Source organism: Thioalkalivibrio sp. ALE19 (assembly GCF_000428605.1).
Taxonomy (GTDB): domain Bacteria; phylum Pseudomonadota; class Gammaproteobacteria; order Ectothiorhodospirales; family Ectothiorhodospiraceae; genus Thioalkalivibrio.
In genome coordinates this window covers 66,187-87,267 of record NZ_AUAG01000013.1, presented here as the reverse complement: position 1 = coordinate 87,267, position 21,081 = coordinate 66,187, and the positions used below count along the sequence as shown (strand labels likewise).

Here is a 21,081-nt window from a genome sequence, read left to right as displayed (position 1 = left end):
ATCCGCTCAGGACTCCGTGATGTTGAGGCTTTCGCCCGCCAGTGTCACCAGCCGGTTGTCGCCGCGCTCGGCTTCCGTGATGTCTTCGGCAATCCGGTAGTGTCCACCGATCGACAGCAGCTCGGCCTCCAGGCGGCGACAGAAGATGCGCGCGCTCACCAGCCCGCGCACTCCGGCCAGGGCGCGGCCACGCAACGGCCCCAGTACGGTGATGTGGCCGTCCGCCAGCAGCTCCGCACCGGCGGAGACCGGAGCCGTCACCAGCAGATCCCCGCCGCGTGCGTAGACCTGCTGCCCCGAGCGCACCGGCTGGTCCACCACGCGTGTCGCGCTGTGCACCGCCACCGGCGCCGCCGAAGCCGACGCCGCGGAATCACCTTCCTCCGCGGCCTCCGCGGATGGGGCCTCCCGCCGCGCACGGCCCTCGCCCAGGGCCACTTCGCCGGAACCGCCGCGGCCACCCATGGCCAGACGCGGCGGCAGTCCGGCGGCATCCGCCGCTTCAAGCGCCTGCGCCGCTTCACCGTCCTGCAGCCCGATCAGGCGAAAGCCCGCGGCCCGCACCTGCTGCACGACCGCACGCAGGGCGGCATCCCCGGCATCCGCCACCGGCTGCAGATCCAGCACAATGGGCATGTCGCGCATCAGATCGGGCGCCTCGTCGCGTCGCGCGGCGAGCATGTGGCCCAGGTTGTGCGGCTCGGCGTCGTGCACCCGCAGCACCGAGACCAGCAGCATGCGGCCCTTGAGTTCCATGGCCTGGACGGAGCTGGGGGAAGCGCTCATGCTCGGTTCCACGTTCGGAGGATGGTCGGCGTCGCCCCGGACGGGGCGGAATCGCGCATTTATAGCGTGCCGGCCCCGGGTCCGGCAAGCCTGCGCGCCATTCACCGCCGGCGCGGGCGCCCCGGGATCAGCGCCGGGGTCCGCGCAACGTAGTCGGCATAACCCGGGCGGGTCTCGTGCAGGTGCGATTCGAGGAGCGTCACCCCGGATACCCGCAGGATCAGAACGATCATCAGAACCGCCGACGGGATACCCCACCAGCCGCCTGCGGCCAGCGCCAGCAGGCCATAGCCCACCCATACCACGATCTCGCCGAAGTAGTTGGGATGCCGGCTGTAGCGCCACAGCCCCCGGTCCATGACCTCGCCACGCCGCTGCGGATCGGCGCGGAAGCGGGCCATCTGCAGATCGGCCACGGTCTCGAAGACGAAACCGAAGGCCCATACCGCGAGGCCCGCCGCCAGCAGCAGCGGCTGCATCGACTGCGCACTGACCCCCGCCAGCACCGGGAGGCCGATCACCGCCACCAGCGCACCCTGCAGACCGAAGATCGTGACCAGGCTGCGGCGCGCGAAGGCCGCATCGCTCAGCTCTCCGCGCATCGCGGTGTACCGCGTGTCCTCGCCATGGCCCCAGTTGCGCCAGGTGATGTAGGCCGACAGGCGCAGACCCCACAGGACCACCGGCACCAGCATCCACAGTCCCGCTGCCGGGAACCCGGCCATCCCCCACCACAGGACGCCGACGACGATGAAGCCGATACCCCAGAAACGATCCACCAGGCTGGCGTCGCGGCGACGCATCGCCGCGCCCCAGACCAGGGTCATCAGACCCAGCGCCGCCAGCAGTCCCCAAAGAAAAGCGACCGAAAGACTCATTCCGCGTCCCCCCGCAGCGGGCGTTCCAGCAGGGTATGCGAGACGAACCACTCACCCCCGCCGTCCCGGGCGAACAGCTCGGCGCAGGCCATGTAGAACATCCGCCAGCGCTGGAAGACCCGCGCCGCGTCCAGCGTCCGGGAGAACAGCGGCAACAGCCGCTGGCGAGCGGCATCCTGGCGTTCCAGCCAGGCGTTCAGGCTGCGCGCGTAATGTTCGCCGCCCACCCGCCACTGGTCACGTACCCGCAGATGCTCCTGGAAGTGGTGCACCAGATCCTCGGACGGCATCAGCCCGTCGCGAAAGAAGTGCCGGGCCATCCAGTCCGCGTCACCGTCGGTCTCGAAGAAATAGGCGCGGTCGCGATGGGCGAAGACATGCATGAAGAACCACCCGCCCGGCCGCAGCCAGTCATGGATGCGACGGAACAGCTCCGGCCAGTTGCGCATGTGTTCGAACATCTCGACGGAAACCACCCGGTCGAAGTCGCCGTACGGAGGACTGAAATCGTTCATGTCGGCGGTGACCACCTCCAGGTTGCTCAGACCCAGGGCGTCACGCCGACGCTCGATCGCCTCCCGTTGAGTCGTCGAGTTGGATACCGCGAGGACCGTGGACCGCGGGAACTGTTCCGCCATCCACAGCGAGAGCGACCCCCATCCGCAGCCCAGTTCCAGGATCCGCTGGCCGTCGGCCAGCCCGGCGCGCTCGGTGGTCAGCTGCAGCATCGCCGCCTCCGCTCCGGCCAGATCCTCCACGCCTTCCGGCCACCATCCGGAGGAATACTTCATCCACGGCCCCAGGCACGCCTCGAAATACTCGGTCGGCAGCTCGTAATGCTGTTCGTTGGCCGTATCAGTGGACAGAGCGACGGGCGCCTCACGCATGGCCCGTACCAGCGCCTCGCGCCGTGCACGCAGGGTCTCCGGCGACCCGCCACTCTCGCGCAGCCGCCGCCGCAGCAGATGCCGGATCCCGGCACGGATGGCCGCATCCGGCAACCAGCCGCGCTCGGCCCAGTCAATCAGTCGCTCCATCGTCCCCTCCATCTGCCGGTGCCCGGGCCGAAGGCCCCGGTCCGCAACACCATGGACCGACTGCGGCCGACCCGGTTCCGCGCGACCCGCCGATCACAACCCCGCCAGACGTCGGGTTTGACGTGACCCCGGTCACCCCTCGCCCCCCGACAGCGGTGATAGAGTGAGACCCAACGCTCAATTTCCACGTGATCATGGCCCAGACCTACCGAATCCCGCCCCGGCTGCTGCAGCGCGTCTGGACCCCGTTCATGGATGCGCTGGAAGAAAAGAACCGCGCATTCATGAACGAGCTCGACGACCGCCTGATGGACTCGGCCGAGAAGGCGATCGATTCCCAGCGCGCGCAGCAGAACATGATGCTGTCGCGGCAGATTCGCATGGCAGCGCAATCCGTGCTCGTTCAATTCCGCAGCGGACTGGCGGAACGACTGACCCCGGCACAGCCGCCCTCGGGCACGGACCCCGGCGCCGACGATGTCGGCCTCGAGCTGAGCGTGATGGATCAGGAGGCCACCGAACGCGAAGTCGCCCTGCGCAAGGTAGTCGCCGGGGCGCGCTCCGTGATGTCGGAAGAGATCGACGCCCTGGAGCAGCTCACGCGGGATTACCGGCTCGCAGCATCCCCGGAGGCGGCCCCCTGGCATCCGCATGCCCTCGGGGATGCCTTCCTTCAGGCCGTCGAAGCCGTCCCGCTGCCCCCCGAAGACTGTCTGATGCTGCTGCACTGGTTCGACCGCGACGTGGTCCGCGACCTGCAGCCGGAGATGCAGGCGCTGCTCCGTGCCTTCGGCGAAGCGGGGCTGGCTGTCCCCGAAACGGGTCCCGTGGCGCGCACGCGGAGCACCAGCGGCGGCGGAGCCACCCGGGCCGGGACAGAAGAGCCGCCAGCGCACGCCGGCCCGGCGACCACCGCGACGGCCCGGCACGAGCCGGGACCGGCCGCCCCCGCCGGCCACTGGGGCCAGTTCGGCTACGTGGTGCCGGCCGGGGAGCGCGGCATGGTCCCCGCCGAGGGCGGAGCCATGCCGCAGGGCATGCCGGGCACGCTGGCCGTGGCCACCATGGTCCAGAATGCCCCCAGCCGCGAGTCGCTGGAACCGTTCATCATGGACCTGCTGCAGGGCCTGTTCGACCTGATCCTCAAGCGCGACGATCTCAACCCGGCCCTGCGCGAACCCCTGGCCGACCTCCAGCTCCCGCTGGTGCGCATCGCCATGCGCGACAGCAGCTTCTTCCGCGACAAGCAGCACCCGGCACGCCAGATGACCGGTCAGCTGCTCAATATCGCCCTGCGCGTGGACCCCGATCTCGACCTCAAAGACGCCCGCGAACTGCCACTGGCGCGGCTGGTCGCGGAACACGTCGAGCGTCTGCGGGGTGCCGGCCTCGACAGTGCCGACGCCTACCACAGCGCGCTGCAGGCCCTGCGCGAGGATCTCGAGCAGGTCGAATCCGAGATCGAAACCGAGGCGGCCGAGGAACGTCGGGAGGCGGAACAGGAGGAGACCCGGATCGAGGTCTCCTGGCAGATGGAGACCACCGTCCACCAGACCGTGGAAACCGCCGGACGCGGCCTGCCCGACCAGGCCCGCCAGCAGCTGATGGACGCCTGGGTCCCGCTGCTCACCGCGGAGGAGACCGCCCGCGTGGCGACAGCCCCTGAATCGCAGGGCAGTACGGACGCCGCCACCGCGCCGGCCCCTGTGCAGGACGGCGGTCCGGGATCCTCTCGGGCGTCCGACGTCCCGGCCGGCGCCGCGGAAACGGGCACCACGGACGGGACCGACGACGAGACCCCGGCCGCCACCCCCGGCGAACAGCCTGCGGACACCGCCGCATCCGCCGCCGATGACAGCCAGGAAGCCGACGACGGCCGGGAGTCCCCCGCCGGTCTGGCTCTGCTGGAGGAACTGCTGCAGCTGATGCGCGAGGCGCCGGACTTCAAGTCCTCGGCGCCACTGCTGGCCCGTATCCGCGCCTATCTCGACCGGGCTCCGCTGTCGGCGGAGGAACGTGCCCGCATCAAGTCGGACCTGGTCAGCGCCCACCTGATGGCCGCCGGGCGCAAGCCAAGCCATACCGAAGAGGCGAAACCGGCGGCAGAAGAGGAACCGGCGACTGGCTCAGCCCCCGCAACGGACGGTACCGACGCCACGGACACCACGAGCCACCGCGGCCAGGCCTCCGACAGGGGCAACGAAGAACGCTCGCGCGAACGCAGCCGGCGCAGCGAGGGCCGCTCAGCGGCCAGCCCGTTCGCGACCGCAGCGCGCCTCCCGGACGACGACCCGTCACTGATGCGCGACCACGACGACGAGCACGTGGACACCGCCGACAGCCTGGAATCGGGCACCTGGATCCAGTTCACCTCGCCCGCCGGCACCCGCGTCACGCGCATGAAGCTGGTCTGGCGCGGCACCCACTCCGGGCGCTTCCTGTTCACCGATGCCGCCGGCCGCAGCAAGCGCCAGCACAGCCTCCAGGGGCTGGCCCAGGAGTTCCGCACCGGGCGCGCGCAGATCATCCCGGAAGAATCCCTGTTCGATCATCTGATGGAGCAGAAGCTGGGCACGGGGGAATCGGCCGGCGCCACCGGCTGACATCTTCCGGCTTGCCCCTACCGCGAGCCGCCCCGCGCGCAGCGAACGCTTCGCGGCCAGGGCCGCTCCTACGGCCCGTATCCCCCGCCGCCCGGGGTATGGATCTCCACCGCATCGCCCGCTTCCAGCGCACGCCGGTCGCAGCCCTGCAGGCGTTCGCGGCGCCCGTCCGCGCGGATCAGCCAGTCCTCGCCCGCGGCTGCATCGCCACCACCATACAGACCGAAGGGCGCCACACGACGGCGGTTGGCCAGCAGGGTCAGCTCCATCGGTTCATCGAAACCCAGACGGCGGATAACCCCGTCGCCGCCGCGCCACCGACCCGCACCCCCCGAACCCGCGCGCAGCGCAAAGCGCTCCACCCGCACCGGGAAGCGGCTCTCCAGCACCTCCGGGTCAGTCAGGCGCGAGTTGGTCATGTGGGTCTGCACCGCACTGGCGCCGTGGTGGCCGGGGCCTGCGCCGGCACCCCCGGCGATGGTCTCGTAGTACTGGTAACGGTCGTTGCCGAAAGTCAGGTTGTTCATCGTCCCCTGCGCGGCCGCCTGCGCCCCCAGGGCCGCGAACAGGGCGTCGGTCACCGCCTGCGAGGTCTCCACGTTCCCGGCCACCACCGCGGCCGGCGGCACCGGATTGAGCATGCAGCCCTCCGGCACCCGCAGCTCCACCGGATCCAGGCAGCCGTCGTTGAGTGGCACCGGGTCGTCCAGCAGGCAGCGCAGCACGTACAGCACCGCCGCGCGCACGATGGACACCGGCGCGTTGAAATTGTCCGCGCGCTGGGCCGAGGTCCCGTCGAAATCGATCACCAGCCGCGCATCCTCCGCCGATCCGGGCCGATCCGGGGTAACCGACACCACGATCTCCGCCCCGTTATCCAGCGTACAGCGAAAGTGGCCGGGCTCCAGTTCGGGGATCAGCCGCCGCACTGCCGCAGCCGCGTTCTCCTGCACATGCTGCATGCTCGCAGTCACCATTGCCGGCCCGCTCTCGCCCAGCAGGCGATCCAGCTCCTCCAGACCGCGCCGGTTGGCCGCCACCTGCGCCTCCAGATCGGCACGGTTCTGCGCCGGATTGCGCGCCGGCCACGGACCGGACGTCAGCAGGGTCTCCAGGATCTCGCCATCGAACTCGCCGTCGCGCACCAGCCGCACGGGCGGGATGCGCACACCTTCCTCCTCCGGAGCTGAAGAGAACGCCGGCATCGACCCCGGCGTGATCCCGCCGACATCGGCGTGATGCCCGCGCGAGGCCACGAAGTACCGCAGCACCGCCGGGGTCGCCGGATCGCTGGTGACCCCGCCCGCAGCATCCAGGAACACCGGCGTGATCACGGTGATGTCCGGCAGATGGGTCCCGCCGTTGAACGGATCGTTGAGCATGTACGCGTCACCCGGACGCAGGTCGTCGCCGAAGGCCGCCACGATCGCACGCACGCTGGCACCCATGGAGCCCAGATGCACCGGCATGTGCGGCGCATTGGCCACCAGCCGGCCGGCCCCGTCGAACAGCGCGCAGGAAAAATCCAGGCGCTCCTTGATGTTCACCGAATGGGCGGTGTTCTGCAGGGTGAAGCCCATCTGGTCGGCGATCGCCATGAAGCGGTTGTTGAAGACCTCCAGCCGCACCGGGTCGCGACGCTGCGGATCCTCGCTCCGCTTGCGATCACGCGCCCCCGCGGCGGGGTCGTGCTCCAGCACCAGCGTGCCGTCCGCGGCCATGCGGCCCCGCCAGTCCGGCTCCAGGATCACCGTGCCGGTGGCCTCGATCACGATCGCCGGGCCCTCCAGACGCATGCCGGGGCTCAGGGCCTCGCGGCGGTACAGCGGCACCTCGCACCACTGCCCTGCGGTGAACATCGACACCCGTTCCGCGCATTCCGCTTCGCCCGCCGCGGCCTCGTCATCCGCAGCGGCGCCCGCCGCTTCCGCGGGGTGCTCCGCCCCCGGCCCCACGGCCTCCACCGCGGCCACCGCCACCACCAGCTGCCGGTCCGGCGGGGCAAAGCCGTAGCGCCGACGCCAGGCCTCGGCAAACGCATGCTGCATTGCCTCCTGGCTCCCGGCCTCCACCTCCAGGGGCGAATCCGAGCCCTCCACCCGCAGCTGGATCCGCCGATGCAGTCGCAGCTGCGCGGGCTCGACGCCCTGCCCGGTCAGCTCGTCCCGGGCCCGGGCCTCCAGCTCGCCCAGCGCCGCCTCCAGCCGCGCCGCGCCATCGCCGTCCAGCGGACATTCCAGGCTCGCCTCGTGCAGCGCCCGCAGCTCGGCCAGGCCCATGCCGAAGGCCGACAGCACCCCGCCCAGCGGATGCAACAGCACGTGCCGCATGCCCAGACGCTCGGCGACCCGGCAGGCATGCTGCCCGCCGGCCCCGCCGAAGCAGACCAGCGCATAACCGCCGACGTCGTGCCCGCGCTGCACCGAAATCGTCTTGATCGCGCGCGCCATGTGTTCCACCGCGATCTCCAGCAGGCCTTCGGCCAGCGCCTCGGGCGACGGGGGCTCGTCCTGGGTCGCCCCCACCTCGGCCGCCAGCGCGGCAAAGCCCTCCGCCACCGCCCCGGCATCCAGCGGCCGGTCGCGATCCGGCCCGAACACCGCCGGGAAATACTCGGGCCGCAACCGTCCCAGCTGCAGATTGCAGTCGGTGACCGTCAGCGGACCGCCCTGACCGTACGCCGCCGGACCCGGCTGCGCCCCGGCCGACTCCGGCCCCACGCGCAGGCGCATGCCGTCGAACCGGCAGATCGACCCGCCGCCGGCCGCCACGGTGTGGATGTCCAGCATCGGTACGCGCAGGCGGACCCCGGCCACCTCGCTCTCCTGACGCCGCTCCAGCTCGCCCGCCAGATGCGCCACGTCGGTAGAGGTCCCGCCCATGTCGAAGGTAATCAGGCGCTCGAAGCCCAGCGGGCCCGCGGTGCGCAGCGCCCCGACGATGCCACCGGCGGGACCGGACAGCACCGCATCGCGCCCGCGAAAGCGTTCGCCATCCACCAGTCCGCCGGAGGACTGCATGAAGCGCAGCGGCACCGTCCCCAGCTCGGCGGTCACCTGTCGTACGTAGCGTCGCAGCACCGGCGACAGAAAGGCGTCCACCACCGCGGTCTCGCCGCGCGGCACCAGCTTGATCAGGCCGCTGACCTCGTGGCTGGCGACCACCTCCTCGAAGCCCAGCTCGCGCGCCAGCTCGGCCACCGCCTGCTCGTGCGCCGGGAAGCGGTAGCCGTGCACGCAGGCCACCGCCAGCGCGCGATAGCCGTCCGCCCGCGCCGCCTGCAGGCGCGACCGCAGGGCGTCCAGATCGGGCGCGCGCAGCACCCGTCCGGCGGCATCCACGCGCTCGTCCACCGGTTCCACCCGGTCGTACACCGGGACCGGCAGGCGGATGTCGCGCGCGAACAGCTCCGGGCGCGCCTGATGCCCGATGCGCAGCGCGTCCTCCAGGCCCGCGGTGATCACCAGCACCACCGGCTCGCCCTTGCCTTCCAGCAGGGCGTTGGTGGCCACCGTGGTGCCCATGCGCACTTCGTGTATGCGCGCCGCCGGCACCGGTTCGCCCGGCGCGAGCCCGAGGAGGTCGCGGATGCCCTGCACCGCCGCGTCGGCGTACGCCTCGGGGTGCTCCGACAGCAGCTTGTGCGAATGCAGCCGGCCCTCGGGGTCGCGCCCCACGATGTCGGTGAAGGTGCCACCGCGGTCGATCCAGAAATCCCAGGCCCGCGTATCCGCGTGCCGGCCGCGGGCTTGTGCGTGATCGTCGCCGCCCGCCATCATTGCGCCCCGAACTCGCCGCGCCGCGGCCGGTCGCAGGACCACCCGCCCACACATCGCAGGGAAACGCAGACCCCCATGGATCCCGTCACCCACGCCAGTCTCGGTGCCGCCGTCGGCGGCCTCGTCCTCGGTTCACGGCTGGGCCGCAAGGCCCTGGTACTCGGCGCGCTGGTCGCCCTGATTCCGGATCTCGACATCCTCATAGCTTACGGTGATGCGGTCTCCGATTTCACCCTGCACCGCGGGTTCAGCCATTCGATCCCGGTGCTGTTGCTGTTCTCGCTGGCGGCCGCCGGGCTGGCCTCGCGGATCCCGGCGACCCGCGACATCGGCTTTGCCCGCTGGTGGTGGTTCTTTGCGCTGGTCCTGGTCACCCATGTCCTCAACGATGCCCTGACCACCTACGGCACCCAGATCCTCTGGCCGCTGCCAGTCGACCCGGTGGGGACGGCCTCGATCTTCGTGATCGACCCGCTGTACACCCTGCCGCTGCTGATCGGGGTGATCGTCGCGGCCTTCTGGCGCTTCGCGCCGCGGGCGCTGGTGGCCGGGCTGGTGCTTTCCACCGCCTACGCCGGCAGCGGCCTGGCCCTGCAGGCGTGGCTGGACCGTCACATCCAGCCCGCGCTGGCCCAGGCCGGACTGGAGGACCAGCCCCGGCTGGTCCAGCCCACCCCGTTCAACATGCTCGTGTGGCGGGTCACGGTGCTCGACGGCAACCACTTCCACGAGGCCTGGGTCGGGATCTTCGACCAGCCGATCCGTCCCGATTTCGAGACCTTCCGCCGCGACCCGCACGGACTCGAAGAAGCCGCCATGGAACTCGAAGACGGCCGGCGCCTGCGCGAGTTCAGCGGCCCGTTCCTGCGCTTTCACGCGCAGTACGACGAGGACCGTCCGCCGCGCCTGGTCGCCACGGACATCCGCCTGGGCGGTCCCGGCTACTTCCCCTTCGGCTTCGCCATCGCCGAACGCGAAAACGGTGAATGGCAACCGATCAGCAGCGAACGGGTGCGCGAGGAAGGGCCGCTGGACGACGCCCTGCACGCGCTGGCGCGGCGCGCCTTCCAGCCCGATCGCATTGGCTGCATGGGCGATCTGGCCGGGCCGGAGTACTTCGTGACCAATCCTCCACCGCGCTGCCGCATGCGCATGGGTCTCCCCGGCGCCCACCCCGGCGATCCGATCCGGCCGCGCCGCTGATCCCTGCAGCGGCTGCGAGCTCTTGAGCCTGGCGCCCGGGCGGAGTAGCGTTCGGCCCATGCTGTTTTCCGAACTCACCTCCGACGGCGTCACCTATCGCATCACCGGGCATGCCCCCGGGGCGATCGGGATCAACGATGTCGGCTATCACGCCAGTCTGATCGTGCGGCCGCGCTCGCTGCATGCGGACTGGCCAGTGCGCGCGGCCGGCGAACTGGACCTGGCGGCACTGGGCCCGGTCCTGGAAGAGCCCCCGGAGGTCCTGCTGATCGGCACCGGCGAGGTCAGCCGCTTTCCGCCGCGCGAGCTGCGCCGCGAACTGCAGCGGCGCGAGCTGGGGGTGGAGATCATGGACACCGCGGCGGCCTGCCGCACCTACAACCTGATCATGGCCGAAGGGCGCGACGTGGCCGCAGCATTGATCGTGGAACCGGCAGAAGCCTCCGCCGGCGATTGAGTCGATGCCCAACCGGGCTCGGGAGCCCGGCGGCACTCAGGACCCGGGAAGCACCTCGTCACCCTTCATCCCGCGCGATTCCAGCAGCCTCCGCAGTCGCTTGAGCGCATCCATCTGGATCTGGCGCACGCGTTCGCGCGTGACCCCGATCTCCGCGCCGACCTTCTCCAGCGTGGAGCGCTCGAAGCCGTGCAGACCGAAACGGCGCACCAGTACCTCGCGCTGCTTCTCGTCGAGCTGACCCAGCCATTCCTCCACCAGATCCTGGATGTCCTGATCCTCGAGGATGGACGAGGGTTCCACCGCATTCACGTCGGCGAGGATGTCGGTCAATGAGCGATCACCATCCGGCCCCGGCGGCAGGTCCATGGAGGTCGAGGGTTCGGACATCGCCCGCAGTTTCTGGATCTCGGCCACCGGCTTTTCCAGGCGCGCGGCCAGTTCCTCTTCACTGGGGTCGCGCCCCAGCTCCTGGGCCAGTTCGCGCGCCACCCGCGTATGGGTACGCAGTTCCTTGGACACATGCACCGGGATGCGGATGGTGCGCCCCTGGTTCATCAGGGCGCGTTCGATGGTCTGACGGATCCACCAGGTGGCATAGGTGGAAAAGCGGAAACCGCGCTCGGGATCGAATTTCTCCACCGCATGCATCAGCCCGAGGTTGCCCTCCTCGATCAGATCCAGCAGCGGCAGGCCGCGATTGAGATAGCGCCGGGCGATCTTCACCACCAGACGCAGATTGCATTCGATCATGCGCCGCCGGCCGGCCTCGTCTCCCTGGCGTGCCAGGCGCGCGTAATGCCGTTCCTCGTCCGGCGTCAGCAGGGGGCGGAACTCGATGTCGCGCAGGTAGAGCTGGATGGCGTCCAGCTCCGCGGGGCGCGCATCGCGCAGGGTGCGCGGACGCACCGGAACCTCGTCCTCGGGCGTTCCCGCCTCGACCGGGTCGGGGGCTTCTTCCGGGGGGACCACACCGTCCTCGACCCGTTCTTCTTCCGCCGGTTCATGCAATGCCGGCTCCTCCAGAGGAGATTCCGGATCCTCGCCTTCACGGCCGTCGAGATCGGCCGGGTACCGGGGGTCGCTCATGCGTGATCCTGCCAGTCGATTGCTCGGTTCAACGATCCGGAAGGTAGCCCGCCGGGTCAACCGGCGAGCCGTCCACGCGGATCTCGAAATGCAACATCGGCCGGTCCGTCCCCGATGCACCCAGGCGCGCGATCGGATCGCCGCCTTCCACCGTGTCGCCTTCTTCGACCAGCAGCTCGTCGTTGTGTCCGTAGGCCGACAGAAAACGCTCGTCGTGACGCACGATGATCAGACGACCATACCCCACCAGACCGCCACCTGCATAGACGACCTCGCCGCTGCGCGCGGCCCGCACCGGATCCCCCGGCTCGCCACCGATACCCAGCCCTCGTCGGGTGCTGGAGCTGTCGGAGAAGGCACGCACCACGTCACCATCGGCCGGCCACACCCATTCGCCGTCACCGCTCGGGGCCGGCCGCGGCTCGGGTTCCGGCTCGGGTTCCGGGGCGGACGCGGGCTCGTCACCGGTGCCGGAAGGGCGCCCCCGCTCGCTCGATGAAGCCCCGGATCCGCTCGCCGTTTCGCGCGATGGCACCGGGGGCGGCGACGAACGCGCCGGACCGGTCAGGCGCAGGCGCTGGCCGGGATGAATGACATAGGGCGCACCGATCGCGTTGCGTCGTGCCACCGCCCGCCACTCCAGCCCGTAGCGGCTGGCAATGCTGTACAAGGTTTCACCGCGCGACACGGTATGCGTATCGGGAACCCGGGAATCGCCCGGCGTGCGCAGCGCACATCCGCTCACGGCCGCCACCAGCAGGGCCGCCAGCAACACGAAAATCAGGCCGCGCAGCACCCTCTCGTGCATGCTCACTCCAGGGCCAGATACACCGCGATGGCCACCACGAGCACGCCGATCCCGGCCCAGCCGATGCGTTCCATGTAGGGGCGCAGATGGCGCTCGGCGCGCGGCCCCGCCCAGGCCATGAACAGGGCCACCAGAAAGAAACGCGCACCGCGCCCCAGCAGCGAGGCGAGCACGAACGGCAGCCACGCCATGGCCAGGGCCCCGGCGGTGATGGTGAAGAGCTTGTAGGGAAGCGGCGAGAACCCCGCCACCAGCACCACCCACACCCCCCAGGTGGCGAACCAGTCCTCGGCCTGCGCGAGCTCCGCGGCGTAGCCGATGTCCCGCAGCCACGGGCCCAGCGACTCGAACGCCAGCCAGCCGGCGAGGTAACCCAGCACCCCGCCGATCACCGAGGCAACCGTGGTCAGGGCGGCCAGATACCAGGCCCGCGCCGGCGACGCGGCCGCCATGGGCGCAAGCATGACATCCGGCGGCGGGAACGGCAGCACGAACGATTCCACCAGGGAGAGACCGGCCAGGTAGCGGGGTGCATAACGGTGACGGGACCACCCCATCACCCGATCATAAACCGGCTCGAACAGTTTCATCGCGGCGCGATTCCGGACACGTCGCTACTGCTCCGCGCCCGGGAGCATGGGCACGAACATCACCCCGTCGAGGACATCGCGGACGAACGCATCCTCGGTGCGCGTATAGCGGACCAGATGCTGACGACCGTCCGCGCTCTCCACCGGGGCCACCAGACGCCCGCCGGGAGCCAGCTGGGTGAGCAGAGTCTCGGGCACCTCACGCGGAGCCGCGGTGAGAATGATCCCGTCAAACGGTGCGCGCTCGGGCCAGCCCTCCGCCCCGTCGCCGTGGCGCAGGTTCACGTTGTTGATGCCCAGCCGGCTGAGCAGCTCGCGCGCGCTGCGGGTCAGCGCCTGAATCCGCTCGATCGAGTACACCCGGTCGACGATCTGCGCCAGCACCGCCGCCTGATAACCGGAACCCGTGCCGATCTCGAGCACGGTGCTCACCGGCCCGCCCTCCAGCAGGGCCTCGGTCATGCGGGCGACGATGAACGGCTGGGAGATGGTCTGGCGGTGCCCGATGGGCAGCGCGATGTTCTCGTAGGCGCGGTGGCTCAGCGCGTCCTCCACGAACAGGTGCCGGGGCACGCTGCGGATGGCCTCCAGCACCCGCGGATCGCGGATACCCTGCTGCTCGAGGATCCGGACCAGGCGGTCGCGCGCCCGCCCCGAGGTCAGCCCGGCACCCGAGGCGTCGCTCACCATGGTGTACCTCCCTGGTGGTGATCCCCCGGCGCGGCACCCTCCAGCCAGCGCCCGACGGTGTCGATCGCGTCGTAACGAGTGAGGTCCACCTGGATCGGCGTGATCGAGACGTAGCCCTCGCGCACGGCATGAAAATCGGTCCCGGGACCGGCATCCTGCTCCGGCCCTGCGGGACCCACCCAGTAGATCTCCCGCCCGCGCGGATCCTGGTCGGCGACCATGGGTTCGGCGCGATGGCGGTTCCCCAGGCGGGTGGTCTGCACGCCCTGGATCGACTCGAACGGAATATCCGGGACGTTCACGTTGAGGATGGTCGCCGCCGGCAGCGGGACCTGCCGCAGCCGATCCAGCAGATCCAGCACCACGCGCGCCGCGGTGTCGTAATGCCGCAGGTCGGTCCCCACCAGCGACACCGCGATCGATGGCAGGCCAAGGAAGCGACCCTCCATGGCTGCGGCCACGGTCCCGGAGTACAGCACGTCGTCGCCCATGTTGGCCCCGGCATTGATGCCGGAGATCACCAGATCCGGCTCCTCCTCCAGCAACCCCGTCAGCGCCAGATGCACGCAGTCGGTGGGTGTACCATCGACCTGCACACCGGCGTCGCCCACCGATCGGGCGTGCAGCGGCCGCACCAGCGTCAGGCTGTTGCTGGCGCCGCTGCGGTCGCGGTCCGGTGCCACTACCCGGACCTCGGCCACCGTTCGCAGGTGGCCGGCCAGGCACTGGATGCCGGGGGCATGGATTCCATCGTCGTTACTGACCAGAATGCGCATTCGGGAGCCGGAGGCTTTGAAAGGGTCTTCAATATACTGGAAACGGCTTCGGGACATGCAGTTTCCTGCCTGTGCCGGAGCCTCGGAAAGCGAGTATCCTGCCATGAATTCCGGGGACGGTCCCAGCGATTTCGACGAGTTTCTGCGTGCGGTGGGCCCGGTACGCCGGATTCACAGCGACCGCGCGGAGAAGGACACGCCGCGCCCGCCCGCCCGCGCGGCCCAGCGCGACCGCGACGAGGAACAGGCCCGGCGCGACTGGATGAGCGACCCGCTGGAATTCGGCGACCTCCAGCCCGGCGACGAGCTGCGTTTCAGCCGCGCGGGCATCAGCCAGCGGGTGTTCCGCAAGCTGCGCGGCGGCCATTACCGGATTCAGGACGAACTGGACCTGCACGGCCTGTTCGCCGACGAGGCACGCCAGGCGGTGGCCGGTTTCATCGACGAGGCGCGCGCGGATGACCGCCTGTGCGTGCGCATCATCCACGGCAAGGGCCAGCGCTCGAGCCCGCGGGGCCCGGTCCTCAAGGGGCTGACCGACCACTGGCTGCGCCAGCGCGACGACGTGCTCGCGTTCTGTTCGGCACGTCCGGCGGACGGTGGCACCGGCGCCGTATACGTCCTGCTCAAGAAACGCCGGGATTCGTCCTGAGTGACACCGGTATCGCCCGCGAACATTAGCACTGAACGGCGTGTTGATTTAGATCAAGTCCAGAGTTACCGTGACCGTTATCAGCGGATTGCCGCAGCCGCATGCCGCCCGGGTTGCAATCCCGCACCGGCTGCGAGACCATCCTGTACAAGCCTTGTACAATGAATGCATCCAAAGGCAACGGAAACTGCGACGAAGAGGTCCTGCTCATGAATCACTGGAAACTTGCCCCCATCGCCCTCGGCATCGCGGCCCTCGCCGCAGGCTGCTCCAACAACGAGGCGACCACGACCGCCGAAGAACCGGCAGCCACCGAGGTCAGCGAAGAGGAAATCGAACAGCGCGCCATGGAGAGCCGTGAGGCCATCCAGCAATTCGCCAGTACCCTGCAGGGCGAACTGATGAGCGCGATGGAAACCGGCGGCCCCACCGAGGCCATCCAGGTCTGCAACGAGGTGGCCCCGGAGATCGCCGCGGACATCTCCGCCGACACCGGCTGGGACGTCGGGCGCACCAGCCTCAAGCTGCGCAACCCCGACAACGCCCCGGACGAGTGGGAGCGCGCGGTGCTGGAAAGCTTTGACGCCGAAGTCGCTGCCGGCACCCCGGCCGACGAAGTCGCCCCGTCGCACGAAGTGATCCAGACCGAGGATGGCGCGCGGTTCCGGTTCATGGCGGCGATCCCGACCGGCAGCCAGTGCCTGGCCTGCCACGGCGAGGACATCGACTCCGACATCAAGCACGCGCTGGAACGTCTCTATCCGGAAGACGAGGCCACCGGCTACCAGGCCGGGCAGGTGCGCGGGGCATTCACCATCACCCAGGAGATGTAACACTCTCCGGCAATGGCGATACGAGAAGGGCCGCATCAGTGATGATGCGGCCCTTTCTTTTTGCATCCCGCCCCCAGAACAAACCGAATTCCTGCAGGGACAAAGGGACAAACAAGCGGCTTTATGACAGTCTGTAAAGTTGACGGATGGAACCTATAGAATCGAAGACATGACGCGAACCATTGATGCCGAGCTGCTCGCCCTCGCGGTCGACGCCTCCAACGACGGCGTGGTGATTGCCGAACGCGAAGGCAACGACAATATCCTGATCTACGTGAATCGCGCGTTCGAGGAGCTCACCGGGTATCGTTCCGAGGAGATCCTCTACCGCGATTGCCGTTTTCTGCAGAACGACGACAACGACCAGGATGCCGTGCGCGAAATCCGCGCCGCGCTGGACGAGGATCGCCCCTGCCGCGTGACCCTGCGCAACTATCGCAAGGATGGCTCGCTGTTCTGGAACGAGCTGTCGCTGACGCCCATCTTCAACGACGAAGACCGGCTGACCTACTACATCGGGATCCAGAAGGACATCACCGCGCGCGTCGAGGCCGAAGAACGCGCCGAACGTGCGGAGCGTCAGCTGGCCCGCTCCGGCTAACCCCCCCAGCAACCCCGAAGTGCCCCGGAGTGCTCCGGAGTGATCCGGGGGTCAGTCCCCGGCCGACGTGCGCATCAGGGCCTCCACCACACTCGTGGCGTATTCCCCCGGGCCCAGTTCCAGCTGCAGACGCAGCACCCGCGATGTCTCCCATTCCCACCCCATGGATCGCGGCACCAGACGCAGCGCCCGGCGCGCGGCCTTCAGACCCTCGGCCTCCAGGCCACGGGCCAGCACCTCGTGCTGCGCGGCCACCGCATCTTCCAGCTCGCGCACCTCGCCCCCGGTGCCCGGATCCCCGCGCCCCCACAGCGGCCCGGTGGGATGCACGTCGAGCCGCGCGGCGCGCGCCTCCAGCTCCGCATCCACCGTATCCGCGGTGAACACGCTGCCGCTGCCGTCGAGGTTGACCCGCTCGCCCGGCAGGATGCGATCCCAGTCGCCACGGCGCACGCGCTCGGCCAGTACCGCGTTGAACAGTTCCGCGCGCGCCGCGGACAGCAGCAGGCTGCGCTGATTGCGCCCGCGCGGACGCCGACCGCCGCCCAGCCAGGCGTACGCCCGCTCGCGGTTGGCATGCCCGAAGCGCTGTTCGCCGAAATACGCCGGCACGCCGCCGGCGCGGATCCGTTCCAGGACCTGCTCGGCCATGTCGCCATCGCCCTCCAGCTCGCGCAGGCGCAGGGTGAAGCGATTGCCCGCCAGGTGCCCGGTGCGCAGCTTGCGCGCATGCCGGTCGTGGCGGCAGATGCGCAGCCAGGCGTCCGCGGCGATCGCATCGCCGGGTTCCGGCACCGTCCATGACGCCGGATCGACCTCCGGCGCGCAGGCCACGCTGAACCACTGCCGGGTCACGGCATGACGATCCTTGCGCCCGGCGTAGCTGACCGCGCCGCGCCCCACACCCGCGGCCCGCGCGATCCACACGGCCACGTCCTCGGTGTTCAGACCGCGCTTTTCGATCTCCAGCCACAGATGCTCGCCCGCGCCCTCCGGCAGGGTGGCCGGGAGCTCCTCCACCCGGAAATCCTCCGCACTCGCCTTCAGCCGGCCCTGCAGCGGGGCCTCCCAGGGCCACACCGGGGCATTCCCGGGCGCGGTCACGGGCTCGCCGCCGGTCGTGCCACGTCATCGCGCAGATAGACCGGCTGCGCATCCGCCGGATCCACCCCCTCGCCGCGTTCCCGGGCGTCCACCGCCAGCAGGGCCAGGTCAAACGCGTCCGGCAGGGCATCGGGGTCCACGCGCTCCGCAGGCAGTCCGCATTGACCGGCGAGTTCGGGGAAGGCACGAAAGCCGGTCCCCAGCCCCAGACGTTCGCCCGCCGGCCACTGCGGCACCACCGCCTCCGGCGGCGCCACGGCCTCCGGCGCCGGCAGGACCCGCTCCCCCGCCACCGGGCACAGGCTCCAGTAGACCTCGCCCATGCGCGCGTCCAGCGCCGCCAGCACCGCCGCCGGGGCCGGCTCCGGCGCCAGCCGCAGGCCCTGCTGGGCCAGCACCTGCAGCGAGGATACCGGGACCACCGGGCAATCCAGGGCGAACGCCAGGCCCTGCGCCACGCCCAGCCCCAGCCGCACCCCGGTGAAGGCCCCCGGACCGCGTCCCACCGCCACCGCATCCAGCGAATGGCGGTCGATCCCGGCCTCCGCCAGCAGGGTCTCGACCTGCCCCAGGATCAGGTCACCGTGACGCTGCGGTGCCCGCTCCGACAGCGAGTACAGTTCGCCGTCCACCCACAGGGCGGCGGAACAGCGTTCGGTGGCGGTGTCGATGGCGATCAGGCGCATGCGTGGCGCTCCCGGGCCTGTTGCAGAAAGTCCAGCGCCGCCCGCGGGCGGGTCGCCTCGTGGAATGGCGGCAGGCTGTTGAGAAAGCGCTTGCCGTAGGGCTTGCCGTCGATGCGCGGATCGCACAGCGCGAGGATGCCGGTGTCCGAACCGTCGCGGATCAGACGGCCGGCGCCCTGCTTCAGGGCCAGCACCGCCTGCGGCAGGCTGAACTCCATGAACGGGTGCCGGCCCTCGGCTTCCAGCGCCGCGGCGCGGGCCTGCAGCACGGGATCGTTGGGCGCGGCGAACGGCAGGCGGTCGATCACCACCACCGACAGCCCGGTCCCGCGGATGTCGACGCCTTCCCAGAAACTGTGCGCGCCCAGCAGCCAGGGCCGTTCGGCGGCGCGGAAACGCTCCAGCAGCTCGCCACGCGACTGCTCCCCCTGCACCAGCAGTTCGCGGTCCTCCGGCAGATGCTCGCGCAGCAGGGTCGCGGCCTCCTGCAGTGCGCGATGGCTGGTGAACAGGAAAAATCCGCCGCCCGGTCCGTCCTTCAGCAGCGGCCAGGCCCAGCGCAGGCAGGCACGGGTGTAATCCGGCGCGTTGGGGTCCGGCAGCGGCGGATCCGGGCGCAGCAGACAGGCCTGACGCGCGAAGTCGAACGGGCTGTCCAGACGCGCGGTGGCGACGTCTCCGGGCAGCCCCAGGCGGCGCGCCGCGTGGGTGAAGTCCTCGCCCACCGCCAGGGTCGCCGAGGTAAAGATCCAGGCCGCCGGGCGCGCCGCGCGCCGCTGCGCCAGAGGGCGTGCGGCATCCAGCGGGGTGCGGTGCAGGGTCAGGCTCTGGCGGAAGCGCTCCAGCCAGGCGACGGTGTCTTCGGTATCCTCGCGCCACGCCGACAGCCGCTCGCGCAGCAGCTCGCAGCGCGCGCGCAGCTGTTCCAGTCCGGGCGCCCGCGGCGCCGCGACCTGGAGGGCGTCGTGCAGCCAGCGCAGCGCGTCGTCCAGGGCGTCCAGCTTCGGGCCCAGCGCGCCCTCGGGGTCGGCATCCTCCAGACTGGCGCGCCCTTCGTGCCCCTCGGTCACCTCGAGCAGCCCGCCCGCCGCGGCCTCCACCTCGGCCACGCGCTGGCGCATGTCGGTCATCTCCGGGGCATGCTGCTCCTGCTCGCGGCGCGTGTCGCGCGCCAGTTCGCGCAGGGCCCGCGTGCTCAGGGCCACGCCGAAGAACGCCCCGGCGATCTCCGGCAGCTGATGCGCCTCGTCCACGATCACCGCGTCGACCTCCGGCAGCAGCTCGGCGAAGCCCTCTTCCTTCAGCGCCATGTCCGCCAGCAGCAGGTGGTGGTTGACCACGATGACATCCGCCTCCTGCGCCCGGCGCCGCGCACGCACCACGAAGCAGTCATCCAGATGCGGGCATTCGTTGCCCAGGCAGTTGTCCACCGTCGAGGTCACCTGCGGCCACAGCGGCGAGTCCTCGGCCAGCAGGCCGGACTGGCTGAGATCCCCGCTGTCGTCGGTACGCGCCATGGCCTGCAGCTCCTGCAGGGTATGCAGGCGCTCGGCCCGCGCGCCGGCGCCGGTGGCCCCGGAAGCCTCGGCCTCCGCGACCTCCAGCCGGTAGTGGCACAGGTAGTTCGAGCGCCCCTTGAGCAGCGCGGTCTTCGGCTGATAGCCCAGCGCGCCGCAGACCACCGGGAGGTCCCGATGGTAGAGCTGGTCCTGCAGGGTCTTGGTGCCGGTGGAGATCAGCGCCCGCTTGCGCCGCTGCAGGACCGGGACCAGATAGGCATAGGTCTTGCCGACCCCGGTGGCGGCCTCCACCAGCAGGGCCGATGGCGCGGTGGCCACGCCTTCCTCCACCGCCGCGGCCATCGCCTGCTGCGGTTCGCGCGGCCGGAACCCGGGGACCGCCTCGGCAATGTCACCGCCCGGGCTCAGGGCCCGCACGGCCGGCGACTCCGCGGATTCAGACACGTTCGCCTCCGAGCGCACGCAGGGCCTCGCGCGCCTCGCGCGCGCCCTGCGTATCGCCCCGGCCCTCGCGCGCCTGCAGGATCACGGTCCAGTTCTCCCGCTCCAGGGCGCGGTCGCCAGCGGCCATGCCCAGCGAACGCTGCGCCAGCCGCTCGGCCTGATCAAAGTCACGCTGTTCCAGCCGCACCGCGGCCAGGCGCTGCCACAGCCGGGCATCCCGCGGCGCGATGCGCAGGGCCCGCTCCAGCAACTGGCCGGCGCGTGCCAGATCGGCATCCGCGCGCGCCTGCTCGGCGCGCTGCGCCAGCCCCGATGCGGCGCTGTCCACCCCGGCCGCCAGCTCCGGATCCTCGGCCGCCCCGGGCTCGACCTCCAGGACCCCGGGTTCGGGCACATCGGTCGCGGGTTCCTCCGGCGCGGGCCGCGGCTCCGGGGTCGCACAGCCGGCCAGGATCGCGAGCACGGCACAACCGGCCAGCAGCCGCAGCGCGCGCGGGGTGCGGTGCACGGAAAGTTCGCCTTGTCGCAGCTTCATCATCATGGGA

General features: G+C 70.5%; 19 protein-coding genes. 6 read left to right on the top strand and 13 right to left on the bottom strand.

The features are described from left to right. Positions 1-6: 6 nt before the first annotated feature. The 3 genes from minC to F787_RS0106925 all read right to left on the bottom strand — a co-directional run bounded on the left by minC (position 7) and on the right by F787_RS0106925 (position 2,701). Positions 7-786 carry a septum site-determining protein MinC gene (minC, locus tag F787_RS0106935; protein WP_051076737.1) on the bottom strand — a complete coding sequence of 260 codons (780 nt, stop codon included), beginning with the start codon at positions 784-786 and terminating at the stop codon, positions 7-9. Positions 787-887: 101 nt separating this feature from the next. After that, a complete protein-coding gene (locus tag F787_RS0106930; RefSeq protein WP_019569867.1) occupies positions 888-1,664 on the bottom strand; it encodes a DUF1295 domain-containing protein in 777 nt (258 codons plus the stop codon). Then, positions 1,661-2,701: a cyclopropane-fatty-acyl-phospholipid synthase family protein gene (locus F787_RS0106925; protein ID WP_028491735.1), complete on the bottom strand. Its 1,041-nt coding sequence runs from the start codon at positions 2,699-2,701 to the stop codon at positions 1,661-1,663. Before F787_RS0106925 ends, F787_RS0106930 begins: the two co-directional genes overlap by 4 nt. Positions 2,702-2,895: 194 nt before the next feature. On the opposite strand from F787_RS0106925, the gene F787_RS0106920 reads away from it, so the two are divergent. Continuing rightward, positions 2,896-5,304: a DUF1631 family protein gene (locus F787_RS0106920; RefSeq protein ID WP_028491734.1), complete on the top strand. Its 2,409-nt coding sequence runs from the start codon at positions 2,896-2,898 to the stop codon at positions 5,302-5,304. A 68-nt stretch (positions 5,305-5,372) separates the two neighbouring features. On the opposite strand, the gene F787_RS0106915 is transcribed toward F787_RS0106920, so the two are convergent. Further along, a complete protein-coding gene (locus F787_RS0106915; protein ID WP_028491733.1) occupies positions 5,373-9,083 on the bottom strand; it encodes a hydantoinase B/oxoprolinase family protein in 3,711 nt (1,236 codons plus the stop codon). A gap of 75 nt (positions 9,084-9,158) precedes the next feature. Here F787_RS0106915 and F787_RS0106910 point away from each other — a divergent pair, with 75 nt between their 5' ends. Continuing rightward, entirely contained in the window at positions 9,159-10,286 is a 1,128-nt protein-coding gene (locus F787_RS0106910; RefSeq protein ID WP_018870576.1) for a metal-dependent hydrolase, read from the top strand. Between the two features lie 58 nt (positions 10,287-10,344). After that, positions 10,345-10,743 carry an Mth938-like domain-containing protein gene (locus F787_RS0106905; RefSeq protein WP_019591620.1) on the top strand — a complete coding sequence of 133 codons (399 nt, stop codon included), beginning with the start codon at positions 10,345-10,347 and terminating at the stop codon, positions 10,741-10,743. Positions 10,744-10,779: 36 nt separating this feature from the next. Here the strand turns inward: F787_RS0106905 and rpoS are convergent, their stop codons facing one another. The 5 genes from rpoS to surE are packed head-to-tail and all read right to left on the bottom strand — an operon-like array spanning position 10,780 to position 14,696. Next, positions 10,780-11,832 (bottom strand): RNA polymerase sigma factor RpoS, encoded by a 1,053-nt coding sequence (rpoS, locus tag F787_RS0106900; protein WP_018870574.1) that lies wholly within the window; start codon positions 11,830-11,832, stop codon positions 10,780-10,782. Between the two features lie 28 nt (positions 11,833-11,860). Beyond that, the gene (locus tag F787_RS0106895) at positions 11,861-12,640 is read right to left on the bottom strand and encodes a peptidoglycan DD-metalloendopeptidase family protein (RefSeq protein ID WP_028491732.1); all 780 of its coding nucleotides are present in this window, start codon (positions 12,638-12,640) and stop codon (positions 11,861-11,863) included. Positions 12,641-12,642: 2 nt separating this feature from the next. Next, on the bottom strand, positions 12,643-13,230 hold the full coding sequence (locus tag F787_RS0106890) for a YqaA family protein (RefSeq protein ID WP_019022362.1): 588 nt from the start codon (positions 13,228-13,230) through the stop codon (positions 12,643-12,645). Between the two features lie 24 nt (positions 13,231-13,254). Next, positions 13,255-13,920 carry a protein-L-isoaspartate(D-aspartate) O-methyltransferase gene (locus tag F787_RS0106885; protein ID WP_018870571.1) on the bottom strand — a complete coding sequence of 222 codons (666 nt, stop codon included), beginning with the start codon at positions 13,918-13,920 and terminating at the stop codon, positions 13,255-13,257. Then, positions 13,914-14,696: a 5'/3'-nucleotidase SurE gene (gene surE / locus F787_RS0106880; RefSeq protein ID WP_018870570.1), complete on the bottom strand. Its 783-nt coding sequence runs from the start codon at positions 14,694-14,696 to the stop codon at positions 13,914-13,916. Before surE ends, F787_RS0106885 begins: the two co-directional genes overlap by 7 nt. A gap of 103 nt (positions 14,697-14,799) precedes the next feature. Here surE and F787_RS0106875 point away from each other — a divergent pair, with 103 nt between their 5' ends. The 3 genes from F787_RS0106875 (at position 14,800) to F787_RS0106865 (ending at position 16,782) form a co-directional block, all read left to right on the top strand. Further along, entirely contained in the window at positions 14,800-15,348 is a 549-nt protein-coding gene (locus F787_RS0106875; protein ID WP_019022360.1) for a Smr/MutS family protein, read from the top strand. Between the two features lie 209 nt (positions 15,349-15,557). After that, complete coding sequence (locus tag F787_RS0106870) at positions 15,558-16,181, top strand: DUF3365 domain-containing protein (protein WP_028491731.1); 624 nt, start codon at positions 15,558-15,560, stop codon at positions 16,179-16,181. 169 nt (positions 16,182-16,350) lie between these two features. After that, the gene (locus F787_RS0106865) at positions 16,351-16,782 is read left to right on the top strand and encodes a PAS sensor domain-containing protein (protein WP_028491730.1); all 432 of its coding nucleotides are present in this window, start codon (positions 16,351-16,353) and stop codon (positions 16,780-16,782) included. Between the two features lie 51 nt (positions 16,783-16,833). Here the strand turns inward: F787_RS0106865 and truD are convergent, their stop codons facing one another. Genes truD through F787_RS0106845 form a run of 4 tightly spaced genes read right to left on the bottom strand, consistent with a single transcriptional unit; the run spans position 16,834 to position 21,077 of the window. Continuing rightward, on the bottom strand, positions 16,834-17,862 hold the full coding sequence (gene truD / locus F787_RS0106860) for a tRNA pseudouridine(13) synthase TruD (protein ID WP_028491729.1): 1,029 nt from the start codon (positions 17,860-17,862) through the stop codon (positions 16,834-16,836). Positions 17,863-17,882: 20 nt separating this feature from the next. Further along, the gene (gene tsaB / locus F787_RS0106855; protein WP_028491728.1) at positions 17,883-18,572 is read right to left on the bottom strand and encodes a tRNA (adenosine(37)-N6)-threonylcarbamoyltransferase complex dimerization subunit type 1 TsaB; all 690 of its coding nucleotides are present in this window, start codon (positions 18,570-18,572) and stop codon (positions 17,883-17,885) included. Further along, entirely contained in the window at positions 18,563-20,536 is a 1,974-nt protein-coding gene (locus F787_RS0106850) for an ATP-dependent DNA helicase (RefSeq protein ID WP_019022356.1), read from the bottom strand. Before F787_RS0106850 ends, tsaB begins: the two co-directional genes overlap by 10 nt. Beyond that, positions 20,529-21,077, bottom strand: a complete 549-nt coding sequence (locus F787_RS0106845; RefSeq protein WP_028491727.1) for a tetratricopeptide repeat protein — start codon at positions 21,075-21,077, stop codon at positions 20,529-20,531. Before F787_RS0106845 ends, F787_RS0106850 begins: the two co-directional genes overlap by 8 nt. Between the last annotated feature and the right edge of the window lie 4 nt (positions 21,078-21,081).

Coding starts and splice junctions, on each gene's coding strand:
- minC (WP_051076737.1), bottom strand. CDS start 786: ATGAGCGCTTCCCCCAGCTCCGTCCAGGCCATGGAACTCAAGGGCCGC.
- F787_RS0106930 (WP_019569867.1), bottom strand. CDS start 1,664: ATGAGTCTTTCGGTCGCTTTTCTTTGGGGACTGCTGGCGGCGCTGGGT.
- F787_RS0106925 (WP_028491735.1), bottom strand. CDS start 2,701: ATGGAGCGACTGATTGACTGGGCCGAGCGCGGCTGGTTGCCGGATGCG.
- F787_RS0106920 (WP_028491734.1), top strand. CDS start 2,896: ATGGCCCAGACCTACCGAATCCCGCCCCGGCTGCTGCAGCGCGTCTGG.
- F787_RS0106915 (WP_028491733.1), bottom strand. CDS start 9,083: ATGATGGCGGGCGGCGACGATCACGCACAAGCCCGCGGCCGGCACGCG.
- F787_RS0106910 (WP_018870576.1), top strand. CDS start 9,159: ATGGATCCCGTCACCCACGCCAGTCTCGGTGCCGCCGTCGGCGGCCTC.
- F787_RS0106905 (WP_019591620.1), top strand. CDS start 10,345: ATGCTGTTTTCCGAACTCACCTCCGACGGCGTCACCTATCGCATCACC.
- rpoS (WP_018870574.1), bottom strand. CDS start 11,832: ATGAGCGACCCCCGGTACCCGGCCGATCTCGACGGCCGTGAAGGCGAG.
- F787_RS0106895 (WP_028491732.1), bottom strand. CDS start 12,640: ATGCACGAGAGGGTGCTGCGCGGCCTGATTTTCGTGTTGCTGGCGGCC.
- F787_RS0106890 (WP_019022362.1), bottom strand. CDS start 13,230: ATGAAACTGTTCGAGCCGGTTTATGATCGGGTGATGGGGTGGTCCCGT.
- F787_RS0106885 (WP_018870571.1), bottom strand. CDS start 13,920: ATGGTGAGCGACGCCTCGGGTGCCGGGCTGACCTCGGGGCGGGCGCGC.
- surE (WP_018870570.1), bottom strand. CDS start 14,696: ATGCGCATTCTGGTCAGTAACGACGATGGAATCCATGCCCCCGGCATC.
- F787_RS0106875 (WP_019022360.1), top strand. CDS start 14,800: ATGAATTCCGGGGACGGTCCCAGCGATTTCGACGAGTTTCTGCGTGCG.
- F787_RS0106870 (WP_028491731.1), top strand. CDS start 15,558: ATGAATCACTGGAAACTTGCCCCCATCGCCCTCGGCATCGCGGCCCTC.
- F787_RS0106865 (WP_028491730.1), top strand. CDS start 16,351: ATGACGCGAACCATTGATGCCGAGCTGCTCGCCCTCGCGGTCGACGCC.
- tsaB (WP_028491728.1), bottom strand. CDS start 18,572: ATGCGCCTGATCGCCATCGACACCGCCACCGAACGCTGTTCCGCCGCC.
- F787_RS0106845 (WP_028491727.1), bottom strand. CDS start 21,077: ATGATGATGAAGCTGCGACAAGGCGAACTTTCCGTGCACCGCACCCCG.